At 53.4% G+C, this 14,098-nt stretch carries 7 protein-coding genes; 2 read left to right on the top strand and 5 right to left on the bottom strand.

Translation table 11 applies throughout. The features are described 5' to 3' along the window. Window positions 1-297 precede the first annotated feature (297 nt). Window positions 298-1,506, bottom strand: coding sequence for a type II secretion system F family protein (locus tag KOR42_RS18130; RefSeq protein WP_146511258.1), 1,209 nt, complete (start codon window positions 1,504-1,506; stop codon window positions 298-300). A gap of 233 nt (window positions 1,507-1,739) precedes the next feature. Then, window positions 1,740-2,858, bottom strand: coding sequence for an EF-hand domain-containing protein (locus tag KOR42_RS18125; protein WP_146511257.1), 1,119 nt, complete (start codon window positions 2,856-2,858; stop codon window positions 1,740-1,742). A gap of 463 nt (window positions 2,859-3,321) precedes the next feature. Between KOR42_RS18125 and KOR42_RS26810 the strand changes: the two genes are divergently transcribed. Together KOR42_RS26810 and KOR42_RS18100 are read left to right on the top strand one after the other, a co-directional pair. Beyond that, a complete protein-coding gene (locus KOR42_RS26810) occupies window positions 3,322-7,170 on the top strand; it encodes a secretin N-terminal domain-containing protein (protein ID WP_197441322.1) in 3,849 nt (1,282 codons plus the stop codon). Between the two features lie 136 nt (window positions 7,171-7,306). Next, a complete protein-coding gene (locus KOR42_RS18100; RefSeq protein WP_146511256.1) occupies window positions 7,307-8,986 on the top strand; it encodes a GspE/PulE family protein in 1,680 nt (559 codons plus the stop codon). A gap of 107 nt (window positions 8,987-9,093) precedes the next feature. On the opposite strand, the gene KOR42_RS18095 is transcribed toward KOR42_RS18100, so the two are convergent. The 3 genes from KOR42_RS18095 to folK all read right to left on the bottom strand — a co-directional run bounded on the left by KOR42_RS18095 (window position 9,094) and on the right by folK (window position 13,965). Further along, on the bottom strand, window positions 9,094-10,458 hold the full coding sequence (locus tag KOR42_RS18095) for a M16 family metallopeptidase (protein ID WP_231740994.1): 1,365 nt from the start codon (window positions 10,456-10,458) through the stop codon (window positions 9,094-9,096). A gap of 33 nt (window positions 10,459-10,491) precedes the next feature. Continuing rightward, a complete protein-coding gene (locus tag KOR42_RS18090; RefSeq protein WP_146511255.1) occupies window positions 10,492-12,990 on the bottom strand; it encodes a DUF1559 domain-containing protein in 2,499 nt (832 codons plus the stop codon). Between the two features lie 168 nt (window positions 12,991-13,158). Then, window positions 13,159-13,965: a 2-amino-4-hydroxy-6-hydroxymethyldihydropteridine diphosphokinase gene (gene folK, locus KOR42_RS18085; RefSeq protein ID WP_197441321.1), complete on the bottom strand. Its 807-nt coding sequence runs from the start codon at window positions 13,963-13,965 to the stop codon at window positions 13,159-13,161. Window positions 13,966-14,098: the final 133 nt, after the last annotated feature.

Genomic DNA, 14,098 nt, shown 5'->3' with positions numbered 1-14,098 from the left:
ACAAGGCTTTCGCGATGTTGTCGTATTCCGCCGCTCGAATCCACGATCGGGGCTTCCCAGAGCACCCGGTTGGAGTTTGAATGCGATCGGAACGGTGCATCGGCTCTTACTTGATTGTATGCGTTTTCACCATCGAATTGCTGGGTCGAATGGTCTCTGCGGATTGTTTTTTCGTTTTCCGAATTCTCTCACTTTCAGTGCTCACTTGATGGGAACGGTTCCGATTCGAAGAACGATGGGATGTGCCCTTCGTCTTAAATTCTGGGAACGATGTTCGAAATGTGAACAGCTCCTTCTTTAAACAATGCTGGAGCTCTGAAGGATCGGTAACAATAGGGCGACGACGACAAAAAGTACGATCACTGCCAGAAATAACAAAAGTACCGGTTCGAGGAGCCGAACCAGCATTTCGATCTGACGACCGGTTTGTCGTTCGAGGTTGTCGGAGATGTCGATGAGAACGTTCTCCAGATTGTTGGCTTCCTCGCCCACCGCGATCATCTCGACAATCTGTTCAGGAAAGTGACCACTCGCTCCCAGTGGTCGAGCGAGCGATTTTCCTTCGGAAATGTTGTCAGCTGCGGATTCAATCGCTTCGCTCAGAACGACATTTCCGGTGGCGTCTTTCGAGATGTTCATCGACGTCAACACGGGAACTCCGTTGTGAAGCAGTGTTCCGAGGACGCGACAAAACCGTGCAATTGCCAGGCTTCGCACAATCCCGCCCAGACCAATGGCCTTCAGCCGAAACTGGTCCACTTGCCGCCGACCGTTCTCGGATTTCAGCCACTGCCCGAGAAAAATCCCTCCGACAATTGTGCCGATTAATGCGATCGCCCAGTACCGTTGAGTCCATCCGCTGATTGCGAGAAGAGTGGTCGTCGCCCACGGAAGTTCTCCTCGCTGGGCCATGTTTTCGAAGATGGGTTCAAATTTTGGAACAAGCCAGACCATCATCACGGTGACAACCATGCCGCCCACACCCAGCAGGAAGATTGGATAGACCATCGCTCCGATGACGCGACCCTTGAGTTCTTCCTGGTGATCTGTAAACGCAGCGATTCTCTTTAGAACGTCTTCAAGAAAGCCTCCCTCTTCTCCGGCACGAACCATACTCACCATTAACGGGGAGAATGCCTTGGGATGGGCTTTCATCGAGTCGTACAGTCGATTTCCCTCTGCAACATTATCTCGCACCTCAGACAGAACGACTTTCAATGCGGGGTGCGTCGATTGTTTGGAAAGAAGTTCAAGCGATCGCAACAGGGGAACGCCCGACTTCAAAAGGTCCGCGAGCTGCGAGTAAAAGATCGACAGGTATTTTGGAGGGACGCGCCGTCCGACCTGTTTGGCTGCTTTCTTACTGGAATCCGCAAGTCCCACGCGAATCGGAAAGAGTTGCTGCGAGACCAGAGAGGCGAGCGCCTCTTTCTCGGTGGCAGCTGTCAGGACACCCTCGACCTGCTGGCCCGACATTTCTCTCGCAGTGTACTGAAATTCTGGCATGGCAGGAGACAAATCCGGAAACAGAGAGACAAAAATCGCCCGACCCATCCGGCCGAATTGGCGAAGACAGCCACGTCATTTCAGTGACGTGTGGGGGGATCTTCAGTCAAACGGCCAAGTGGATGGGCGAGCCCTTGAATTGGGATGTTAATAAGGTTCGCTTTGAGTTAAGTACGTTGTCGATATCTACAGACCTGCCGGGGCAGTGTCGAGAAGTTGTTCTGGAAAACTGCTTATGTCGCATTTACCTGAACGAAGTAAGCGATGAATGACTCTCGCTCCAGGGGTTGATTAATGTCAATACCTGCTTGGATGAACAGTGGTTTCAGCTTGCTCGATCGCGCCCATTCTTCCGCATCAATCATCCCGTTTCGATTCTGGTCTAACAACCGGAACGTATTCGCGCCCCGTCGAGCTTCCACGCTGTCCATGTCGACGTCGGGAACTGGCGTCGATACGGGTTGGGTGTTTGCCTGGGGTGTCGCTGCAACGGAATCAGACGTTGTTGTTGTCGTTGGGCGTTGTTGAGTCGCAGCGAGGGTCATCACCTGAATCTGCTGGAGATCGGCAGGGCCTCGTTGGAGTTCCTTGGGCGTCAAGAATCCGTCTCGATTGTGGTCATACGTGTCGAATTCCGCGAGGGCGTCTCGTTTCCACTGCTTCCACTCGTAGAGCCCAATCTGTCCGTCCTGATCGAGATCTCCGTCAACAAAACTCGATGGAAGATCGACTGTCACGCGTTCTTTGGGACGCATTGAGAAGCTTGTTCGACTCCGGGAATCCCGACGGTCGTCATCACGGCTTCGATCATCGTCTCTTCGTCGGTCGTCATCGCGACGTCTGTCATCGTCCCGGCGTCTGTCATCACCGTCGTCACCCTCTCGTCGGCGTCGTTCATATTCTTCCCGCCGACGTTGATATTCTTCGGCGCGAGATCGATCGGAATCGCTGCCGCCTCGGTCACTTCCCGGAGGACCACGAAATCCACCGCGATCTCCGCTTCCGCGTGATCCACGGTCGCCACCGAATCCTCGTTCACCTCCCGGTGAAGGGCCACGGAATCCGCCACGGTCTCCTCCCGAAGAGCGAGCTTGTTCGAAGCTTTTCATGAGGCTTTGCTGATCAACGCCCCGGCGAAAGTCGAGTCCGCTGCTTTCCAGGCGTTCGCGAAATGGGCCAGGGAGTCGGCCGATTTCCGATTGATCGATTCGGCCATCCCCGTTGCTGTCCAGACGACTGAACATCTGGTCGGGGGAACCACCGCGTTGCGCGAGCGCTTCCGACGACGTTAAAACAAGGCAGCCTAAGAACAGGAATATCCCGAACTTCTGTAATTTGTGAGTTTTCGGCATCGTTCACGGTCCGAAATGGAAACTACGGGGTTGAAAGACTCGGTGAATGGATTTCACCATAACTACTGAAACACCGCAAATGTTTAATCGGACCGCATGACTCCCAGAACTCTGGCGAAACTTTGCAGTCCGGTGAACAGGTAAAACTCCTATAGAAGGATTTTCAACCTGGTATTCTTTGCCTGGCATTCGTTATCAAAGTAACTCAACGCCAAAATGGTGGACGAATGTGAGTGGGTAGGGCGAGCCAGGTTTCAGACATTTGGGGTGTGAATCGACTGTTCTGAGAGCAGTTGTCAGTGTTTTGGTGGGGTAACTGCCAACGAATACTGAGTTTACGAAGATCCGGGTTGAAGGAGCGAAGGGTTTTCTCAAAGTTTCCAGATTTTATTTCTATAAATATTCGCGTTGTTGGTTCAGCGAGCCAATCTGCTTCGCTCAGTGACACGATTTGGAGCGTCTGATGAGTTCCGTCCCGAAAATCTTCGTCATGGTTGTCCTGGCGCTGTCGCTTGTGGCTGATGTCGACAAGTACGTTCAGGCTCAGGAAGGCCGCGATCGGCGAGATGATAATGGATCCCGCCGCGAGGATGGTGGCGGTCGTGGTGGATTTGGCGGTCCTGGGGGCGGCCGTGGCGGATTCGGTGGCCCCGAAGGTGGTCGCGGTGGTCCTGGCGGAGGACGAGCAGGCCGTGGCGGTCGCGGAGGTCGCGGCGGCGGTGGAGTTTTGGGAGAAGTCCAGAATGAAGCGACTCGCGTCGAGATTAACCTGACTGACGAGCAGCTTCAACAGCTTCAGGAAATTTCAGAGTCCGGTGGCGGCCGTGATCAACTTGGCGACCTCTTCGGGAGGATGCAAAACGCCGAGTCTGAAGATGAACGAAATAAAATTCGCGACGAAATGCGCCAGGCAATGGAAGCAGCCCGCGAAGAGCAACAGGAACAAATGAAAAAGGTTCTTTCGGAGGAACAGTACAGTCGATTGAATCAGATTGTTCTGCATCGCGAAGGAATTCAGGCCCTCGGTCGAGAGGATGTGCAGGGTGATCTCGAATTCAGCGATGCACAGAAAGAACAGATGGAGCAACTCAGCGACGAGTACCGTGACGCTCGCCGCGGACTTGGATTCAATGCGTCTCCTGAAGATCGTGAGCAGCTGCAGAAAGATTTCGAAGCGAAAGTTCAGAACCTTCTTACCGATCAACAGAAGAAGCAGTGGGAGCAAAAGCTCGGACCGCCTCCTTCAGATGCAAACAGCGATCGACCTTCCTTTTCTCGCGGATCGCCTCAAACTCCTCAATTTCGGCCACGGCCAGCAATCATTGAAGAAGCTCCGGAAGGTGCTTTGGCTGTCGCATCGTTCGGAGGAAGCACTTCTGAAGACGAATCGCCAGCAACGGAAGATTCCGCAGCAAATGCTGAGCAGAACGAAACTCTCCTCTCCTTCAACTTCCGGTACGCTCCGTGGGTTGATGTGCTGAAGCTGTTCGCTCAGGAGTCTGGATTGTCTCTCGATCTAATGGATGTTCCGCCGGGAACGTTCAATTACTTCGATCAGGGAAAATACACCCCTCGTGAAGCACTCGATGTTCTCAACGGTTACCTTCTTCCGAAAGGCTATGTCCTCGTCTATCGTGACGACTTCCTGGTCTGCCTGAACATCGATGGAACGATTCCTCCGAATCTGATTCCCAATGTGGCTCCAGAAGAACTCGACACCCGAGGACGGAATGAACTTCTGACAGTTCTCTTCCGGCTTGAAGGGGTTGACGTCAATCAGATCGCTGCTGAAGTGAACGAAATCAAAGGTCCTCAGGGATCCGTCGTCGGCTTGCCGAGTACGAATTCGGTTCTGGTTACGGACATTGGGAGCAACTTGATTCGGATCCGCAAAATGTTGGACGACGTCTCAGCAAGTGGAGGTCCGGATGCGATGTCGTTCAAGTCGTATCAGATCACCAACATTGCTGCGTCCGAGGCGGATCAGCTGTTGAGAGGTGTTCTGGGATTGTCGACGGGAGTAACGAACATCAGTGAGTCGCGCTCACGCAACAGTTCACAGCGACCTGCCACAGAAGGACCAATCACGATTGCTGTCGATAATCGTCAAAACCTGTTGATGATTACTGCCACTGTGCGTCAGCATCAAATGATCGACGAAGCGTTGAAGACCATCGACAATGCGACAGACCCGAGTAAGTTCTCTTTCGAAAGCAACAAACCCTTCCTGCGAGTTTACACAGTCGACAATGCCAATGCTCAAGAGGTTGTCAAAACCCTCGACGTGCTCGTGCCTGGAGTTGTCGTCAACGAAGATGGACGTAATGACAAAATTCATATCGTCGCCACACCGGAGCAACATCAGCAGGTCGAAAACCTGATCCGCCAGATGGACGGCACCGGAGTCGCTTCGCAACAGATGGTTGTCTATCCGCTCGTCAAAATGGACCCTCTGACCGCAGCGGCAACGTTGCGGGCCATGTTCCTGAAAGACGGAGAATTCGCTCCGACGATTGAGCCGGATGTTTATGGTCGCCAACTGATGATTCGTGGCGATCAGGATCAGATGATGCAGGTCAAGAATTTGCTCGTACAGCTTGGAGAAGACGGAATCGGCACGCGAGAACGTTCAAGCACCGACCGGGTTCGAACATATTCACTCAGCGGGCGGGATCCTCAAGAGATTCTCCCATTGATCGAACAAATGTGGAACCGGCGAACAGATTCGCGGATTCGTGTTGTTAATCCGCAGCAGCGATCGATTCGAGACATTCGAACTCCTTCGGAACCAGAACCTGTTCGTGAATCAAGGCAAGACGACACTCCGTCGGCTCGACAACCGTCACCACGCGAGCAAGAAGAATCACGGGACTCTGTTCGTCTCACAGAACCTCTCGATCCGCAGGACGTTCAACCGTCAACTTCAAGTTCATCGGACTTGATCGTCGCTCAGCTTCCCGAAGCTTCGTCGGAGCAGAATTCCTCAGAGGAGTATGACGAAGAACTGTTGGACCTGTTCGACAGCTATCTCGATGCTCTTGAGGAAGAGACACAGCTCATTGAAGAGCCTCAACCGAACGAAAACGCAGGGGAATCAAATCGGGAACCCTCGAGGAATGTTGGCGCCGATTCGAATGATCCTCCAGCACAACCAACCCAGTCACAACGACCTGCAGCGGCGAATACGCAGCCACCGGCGGATGTGAATGTGACGGTGAATGGCGATCAGTTGTTGCTCTATTCTTCAGATCCAGAAGCACTTGATGAACTCGAGGAGTTGCTGGAGTCGACAATCAATGCCATTCCGCCACGGACTACGTGGACGGTTTTCACCTTGCAGTCCGCCGATGCCACCGAAACAGCGATGATGCTCGAAGAGCTTCTTCCTTACAGCAGCGTGAGTGCTTCGTACTCCTCGTCCGGCATGATGGGCGGGATCACGGATAGTGTCTCCGCACTGGGTGGAGGTCTGGCCAACATGACCGGATTGAGTTCCATCGCCAGCGCGGGACAGACTCTCAGAATCATTCCCGATGTCCGATTGAATGCGTTGTTTGTTTCCGGGCCATCCGGACAGGTGCGAGAAGTTGAAGAGATGCTTCAGGTCCTCGATGCGACTGAATGGCCGGACAGTATGCGGGACAAGCTGACACGCCTGATTCCTGTCGAACATGCTAATGCTCAGGATGTCATGTCGATTGTGACAGACGTTTACAAAGTTTATATCGATCCGCCGAGACAACAGGGCGGGGGAAACAATCCCTTCGCTGCGATGATGGGTGGCGGCGGACGCGGTGGTGGAGGGCGAGGTGACTCTCGTGACGGCGAGGAAGTGGCTCCCGAATTGGCTGTGAGCGTCGACACGAATACGAACCAACTGGCCGTCTGGGCGGATGAAGCACTCTTTCAGGAAGTGAAAACTCTCGTTGAATCGATTGATGAATCGGCTCGCGTTGCGAACCGAACCGTCCGGGTTGTGCCGCTCCAGAACACAAGTTCCGCAGTCGTTCAGACAGCTCTTGGAACATTGATGCCTCGCGTGAATGTGAGCAGTACTGGATCGAGACGACCTTCGAGTTCATCCAACTCCGGTTCGAGTTCATCCAACTCCGGACCAACGCAGGAACAGCGAGATCGAATTCGAGCGTTCATGGAGTCTCGAGGCGGCGGGTCACCATTCGGTGGAGGACGTCCCTCATTCGGCGGTGGTGGTGGCGGTGGGCGACCGTCATTCGGCGGAGGTGGTGGTGATCGCGGTGGTGACTCAGGCGGCCGGGGAGGACGAACCGGCGGAGGTCGCGGGGGACGATAGTCTCGGGATTTCTCATTAGGATTCGGAAGAGAAGACGAATACTGGCGAGGTTCGACTTACGGAATCCGCGTACACCCGGCACCACTTCAGATGGTGCCTCTTGACCCTCGTCCTGGTTTGCCCGACGATAATCACTATGAATATTGGTTCTCTACTTGTCGATCACGGTCTCGTTACAGACCAGCAGCTTCAATTGGCTCATGACCATGACGCCAAACGGCGTGTCGATCGTGTTCTGATCGAAATGGGGATCATCCGCGAAGACGAAACGCTGCAGCTTCTTGCCGATCAGCTCGGAATGGAGTTTATGGACTTGAAAGAGTATTCCGTCGATCGGGATCTCTTGAACTCTTTCCCGACGACGGCCATCTTTCGTCATGAAGCGATGCCGTTGGCACGCGAGAATGGGCATGTTCAAGTCGCTGTCAGCGATCCATTCAATCTGGAATCGATTGACGAATTGAGTGCGCTGGGCCGCTGCCGGATTGAACCGGTGCTGGCGTGTCGAGATGAGATTCTTGAGTTGATCAAGAGAAATCTCGGGGTCGGTGGTGACACCATCAATCAGATGGTCGCGCAAAGAAACGAGTCGGAAGTGGATCTCCTCGATGAGATTCCCGAAGGAATGGGGGAGTTGGCGGAGTCCGCGCAAGCTCCTTCCGTGATCCGGCTCGTGAATGAACTGCTGATTGAAGCTCTGGAACAGAGGGCGAGTGATGTTCACCTCGAACCGCATGAAGGTGGGCTGACGATCCGCTTCCGTGTCGATGGAATGCTTCGGATTGAACCTGTTCCGCCGGAAATCAATCACTTTGCTTCTGCGATTGTGACTCGACTGAAAATTATGTCGCGGTTGAATATCGCGGAGAAGCGACTTCCTCAGGACGGTCGAATCAATGTCCGTATTCAAGGCAGAGAGGTCGACGTTCGTGTTTCGATCATTCCGATGCTCCACGGTGAAGGCGTGGTCTTGCGTTTGCTCGACAAGGAACGCATGGTCTTCAATCTGCGTGGCGTGGGGATGCCCGAAAACGTCTACGAGCAGTTTCACGAGTTGATTTCGCTGCCGCACGGAATCATTTTGGTGACCGGGCCGACGGGTAGCGGAAAAACGACGACGCTCTACAGTGCGCTGAATGAGATCAAAAGTCCCAGCACGAAAATCATCACTGTCGAAGACCCGGTGGAATATCAGCTTCCGGGGATCAGTCAGATTCAGGTTCACGGTAAGATTGGTTTAACGTTTGCCGCCGGACTGCGAAGTATTTTGCGACACGACCCCGATGTCGTGCTGATCGGGGAAATTCGAGACGGGGAAACAGCGACCAGTGCCATTCAGGCATCTCTGACTGGTCACCTCGTGTTCAGCACGCTGCACACGAATGACGCTCCAAGTTCGTTTACGCGACTTGTCGATATGGGTGTCGAACCGTATCTCGTCGCCAGTACAGTCGAAGGAATTCTCGCTCAGCGGCTTGTTCGTAAACTCTGTTCTCGTTGCAAACGGCCGTTCAAACCTGATCCCGGTATGCTGCCCGAGGACTTCCCGCAACCAGATATCGAAACGTTGTACGAACCTGTCGGCTGTCGAGACTGTCGAGACATTGGGTTCACTGGTCGAAGCGGCGTTTACGAGCTGTTGAAAAACGATTCGAAAATCAAGCAACTCTGCATCGACCAGGCAAGTTCGGGAGTTGTTCGGGAATACGGATTGAAACACGGGATGCTGACGCTTCGGCAGTCCGGTTATCAACGAATGATTGATGGAGTGACAACTCTCGAAGAAGTCGTTCGAATCACTCGAGGCGATCACTAACGCATCGTGCTTTCTCGTTTGCAGAGATGCCGACGAGCAAATTCACAATGCAGCTGCGCAAGAGAATCAGCCGGGTGCAGGGGTGTCGGGAAATCGGCCAGCGTCGATCAGTTCTCGACGGGGCCAAGTCCAACGGTTGTCACCTGCCCGATCGGATACTGATTCAGAAGCTTTCGAATGTCATCGAGAGTTAAGTCTTGAATGTCCTTCAGGTCATCTTTAACGCTTCGGTACTCTCCCCGGTAGAGCCAGTTTCCGCCGAGTGAAACGAGACGTCCCATCGGGCGTTCGCTGGACAGGACGATTCGGGAAGCGACTTTATTGCGTGCCTGTTCTAACTCATCCGGAGTGGGCCCATGCTCGTTGATGTCTGTGATCGTCTGAAGAATTCGATCGAGATTCGATCGTGTCTGATCCGGTTCACAGCAAAGGTAAATCGCCCAGGCTCCACTTCCGTCGTAGTCGTTGTACGAGAGTTCAGCTGTCTCTGCCAAACCGGTTTCGACAAGATCCCAGTACAACCGACCGGACGACTCATCACCGACAATTGTCGAGATAATTTCTGCGGCGAATCGCAGGCTGCTGTCCGCCGGTGGAGCCGGGGACATCTGCATGACATGCTCTTGATTCATTCCCGGTTTGGGAATCCATTGGACCTGTGTTTCCGGCTTGGCTTCAACGACGGTCCGTCCGGGCGTTCCCGGTTGCCAGTCACGGCAGTACTGATCGACGAGGCTTGTGAATTGTGTCCAGTCGAGATTCCCTGTCGCTGCCAGAATCAGATTGGCGGCTCCGTATCGCTGCTCATGATAGTTTCGCATCTGTTCCACAGTGAGATTGGTGATGCTCTCACTGGAACCGAGAATGCTTTGTCCGAGTGGGTGTCCCGAAAAATGAGATGACATCGACTGATCGTAGACAGCGAATCCGGGGAGATCTTCGTACATTCCGATCTCTTCCAGGATGACTTGCTTCTCCATATCGAAGTCGTCTTCTCGCAAACTGGGCCGCATCAGACGTGCGAGGAGGTCGAAAGTTCGATCCAGATATTCTGGTAAGATCGCTGCGTAGTAAAAGGTGAGTTCTTCACTGGTCGACGCGTTGTAACTTGCTCCCACTTCGTCAAAGATTCGATTCACATCTTCTGCGGAATACTGTGAATCGCCTTTGAAAGCCATGTGTTCCAGAAAATGGCTGACGCCGGAGTCTGCGATCTGTTCATCTCGTGCTCCAGTTTTGACGAGAAAGCCAACCGCTGCGCTTTGCGCATCAGGGTTGATTTCAGCGATGATCTGCAGGCCGTTGGGTAGCGTCTTACTGTGAAATTTCATCAGGTTCAGATTCAGTTCAATTCCGTGAGTGAAAACAAGGCTCTGACACGATATCAGAGCCTTGGAGAGTGATTCAGCGAGATTGGGGAACACTTCCGGGAGTGTTCCCCAGATTTCGATGAAGGCATGGTTTCTCGACACTTCATTCAGTCGAGAACATTTTGATGAGAAGTGTTAGAAATCGCCAACGACTTCGCCGCCTCGAATTGTCGAGATCGCTTCCATCACATCAGGATCAATCTCTTCGCTGATAAATCTTACGGCGCCGTCAGCAAAGAGGAATTGGGCTCCGCCGTTGAAGCGGCTTCCGAATCCGTTTCCTCCGTTGATGTATGGCTGACGAGTTAACGGACGAATCGTGGAGTAGCCACCCGCAGCCCAAGGTTCAGTGTCAGTTGTTTCTCCGACGGCGACGGTGTTGGACGTACCGTCAAGGATTTCTCGCATCCGTGTTTGTCGATTGTAGGCGAAGATGCCGGCTCGCGGGCTGGTTGCTGGGAGCGTTGGAGCGTCTTCTCCGACTCCCGCCATTCCGACGTAGGAGGTTGTTCCGTAGCCGTAAGCCCATCCCTCTGCGCCAGGCATGGTGTAGGCTTCAATCGGTAAGTCGACAAGAAACTCGTTTTCCTCGGAATCCCATTTCGCTTCGAGATCAAAGCCTTCGTAGAATTCTAATTCATCGATGAAAGGCAGGATCGAAACAAGCCAGCTCAGACGGTCTTCGACTTCAAGGTCGTCGTTTGGAATCGTGCCTTGTGGGAACCCGCCATGTGTGTCGTGGTAATTGTGCATCGCCAGTCCAATCTGTTTCAGATTGTTTGCCGACTGAGCTCGTCTGGCTGCTTCACGAGCCTGTTGGACAGCTGGAAGAAGAAGTGCAACGAGCACAGCTGAGGTCGCGACCGTTGTTCCCGTGTTTCCGCCGCCAAGGAATGGAATTCCGGGCATTGATTCGCGAACGTAGCCTTGCCAGCCGGTTGTGTTGACTGTGGTCACGCTCACATTGGGGAAGAGGCTGTCGAGCAACACTTCACTTGGAGGAATGTCTGCTGGTGAAATCGGAAGCTGGAATTCGGGATCAAAAGCTCCCGACTCTCGGATGCCGAATTCAGCAAGTCCCACGAGCATCGGAGCGAAGCCCATGATCAATCGATAAGTGTCGCGCGGGTCGATGATGCTGACTGATGTGAATTCGGAAGGAACTTCGGCCAGTGCGGAAGCTTGTTCGTCGGAGCGGGACCAGCTGGGAAGGTCCCCATCAATTCGCATTAAAAACGATTCCACCGCTTGGGGGACAAGACCGATCGCGACCCAGTCTTCGTCGATACAGAACGATGGGGTCACAAATGGGGCTTCGTTGAACCTGAGGATTGTGAGTGTTCGCCCGCGTTTCTCGACATCAATGGTCGTGAATTGTCCGCGAGACTCATCGATCGCTCTTTCGGTCAACGTTTCGAGACACTCTCGCAATTGCGGAGCATCGTTCACGCCCATCACAACAGCCCCGCCCAGCCCGAACAGACCTTGATTGGCATCTGAATAGAGACAGTGAAGGTGGCCGATGGAAGCCAGGAGATCTCGAATCTCAAAGCCCAGTTCTTGTTCAAGCTCTGCGTAGTCTTCGTAGAAGCGATCCATTTCCCCCGGAGGAGCGATCTCGGCAACTTTGTCGATCATTGTCCAGGCAGTGTCGTAAGCGTCAGCCAGATCGAAGCTCGCTGCGACCATGCTCGTTTGCCCGACTGGAATGGGAGGCAGATCTTCGAGAGTGAATGGCTTCTGCATCAGAAGCTTCAGCAGTCCAGACGGTTCTCCGGAGATCTCGACGTGTTGTTCACTCCACATCGCTTCACCCTTGTAACCGCTGTGAGCGACGGAGTGTTCGAAGTTGTGGAGTCCCAGGATTTCGAGCACAGCATTGACGGTCAATCGCTGGTCCGGAACAGGGACGGGCATCTGTCCGAACTGTTCACGAAGAGGTTCGAAATCGAACCATCCGACTGATGTCGTCGTGAAGTCTTGATCGGAACTGAGGTACTTTTCGTAAAGCGGATTCGTCACGATGTTCGGTTGTTCTCCGTCGGCGACCGCAATTGCAGATCGAATGGCGTCGAGACCGATGGCGAACATGAGATGCCCCTGTTCTTCCCACCATCCCAGTTCGACGGGGGTGTCGGGGATCATGGCCATCGTGATGGATCGACCGCCCTGTTCAACTTGTTGAAAGTCGAGTTCCGCATCGGGGATCAGTTCGATGAACTGCGAAAGGACCGACGCACCTTCTGCCCAGTCATGAACGACAACAACTCCCCAGGGCTGCATTGTCGGGCCGACAGTGATTCCCAATGAAAAGCCGTTTTCTTCAATGTGAGTGATGGCTTCGTCGAGTTGTTCTTCGTTGGGCATCGTCCCAGGCAGGGAGTCGAATGCTTCTTCGATCTTGTCCATCAGACCAGTTTCGAAGAACGCTTTGTAACAGGCGGTCTGTTTAAAGCCTTCGCTCGTAAGCGCTGATCCGTTCGCCCGGGCGAAGATGATTGATTGATAAGGAAGGAGGTTTTCTGGTGGAGTGCTTCCTCCTGCCCGCTGTGCATAGGTCCATCCGACTGCGATACCCATCGCACAGACGGCAAGAACCAGCCCGTTCAGCTTCTGTTGACGTGACAATGACATCCCGAAGTCCTTTCGTACATTGGAGTTTATTTCGTAGCGTTCCTTCACTCTTCCCGGAGCGTCTTCACCGCGAACGGCCCTCGCTCCGGGAATTATCTTCCAATTTCCGGTTCAGCCTTGCAAGAGTCCCGCTGAATGTCACGGCTTGAGCGATGGCCGGCGAACAGCTCATCCTACAATTTGTGACGGTGTGTCAGTGATTGCCACAAAAATTTGAAGCATGAAGTGAACCTGCTGTTCAATTCGACTCTCTCTCTGAGAGTGCCCGACCTGTTCGAGGATTTTGACGATCTGCTTCTCCGCTTCCGTTTCCGTTTCGATCAAAACCGTTGTCGGTGAGTCGATCCAGAAGTCGGTGCTCGCGAGAGTGATTACGGATGACGGATCGTTGGCAGGGACGAGTTCGATTTTCTTTTTGTCGGTCAACTGATCGAGCAATTCGATGACTGCAGAATCACACGATATTCCAATTTTGACGGGACGCGGCTTCAGTCGGTCTCGAAGTTCCCGGGCAGTCAGTCCAATCACGGGATGGCGCCAGTCGGGAGCAACATCGACGACGGGATCGAGAACGAATCTTCGGTAAAAACAGGCTGGATGAGGCACTGTGAGACGTTCTGTCGAGATGCATTGATCTCCATAAGCGATGACGTCGAGATCCAGAGTTCGTGGACCCCATCGGACTTCTCTCTTGCGGTGACAGCGAGTTTCGGTTTCTTGAAGAGCTGTGAGAAATTCTTCGGGGGCCAGCGACGTCTCGAGTGTGGCGGCCGCGTTGACGTATCCCGATCCTGCATTCGATCCGACGGGAGTCGTTGTATAGAGAGGGCTCACTTGAAGGAGCTTGATTTCACGATGCTCGTCGAGATGATTCATCGCGAATTCGAAGGTTTCCGCGACATTCCCCAGATTCCCTCCCAATCCGACGATTGTGGTGACACGTGGTTGTTGAGAAGATACGGATCGGGAAGACATCGGGATTTCTTGTCGAAGGTGAAGTTGAACGAGAGCGATCATACGAAACATGGAAGACCGCTTGAAACGAATTGGGCAGAGTCGCGCAGCTTCCCCGCCATTTCGCATAATATTTGCTTCAACCTAACGAATG

The sequence above is a fragment of the Thalassoglobus neptunius genome (assembly GCF_007859735.1).
GTDB classification, from domain to species: domain Bacteria; phylum Planctomycetota; class Planctomycetia; order Planctomycetales; family Planctomycetaceae; genus Thalassoglobus; species Thalassoglobus neptunius.
The sequence above is the reverse complement of the archived record's forward strand: the minus strand, read 5'-3'. Positions and strand labels throughout refer to the sequence as shown.

Bases quoted from the DNA above. Each gene is read 5' to 3' on its own strand.
- KOR42_RS18090 (WP_146511255.1), bottom strand. From the start codon at position 12,990: ATGTCATTGTCACGTCAACAGAAGCTGAACGGGCTGGTTCTTGCCGTC.
- KOR42_RS18100 (WP_146511256.1), top strand. From the start codon at position 7,307: ATGAATATTGGTTCTCTACTTGTCGATCACGGTCTCGTTACAGACCAG.
- KOR42_RS18125 (WP_146511257.1), bottom strand. From the start codon at position 2,858: ATGCCGAAAACTCACAAATTACAGAAGTTCGGGATATTCCTGTTCTTA.
- KOR42_RS26810 (WP_197441322.1), top strand. From the start codon at position 3,322: ATGAGTTCCGTCCCGAAAATCTTCGTCATGGTTGTCCTGGCGCTGTCG.
- folK (WP_197441321.1), bottom strand. From the start codon at position 13,965: ATGTCTTCCCGATCCGTATCTTCTCAACAACCACGTGTCACCACAATC.
- KOR42_RS18130 (WP_146511258.1), bottom strand. From the start codon at position 1,506: ATGCCAGAATTTCAGTACACTGCGAGAGAAATGTCGGGCCAGCAGGTC.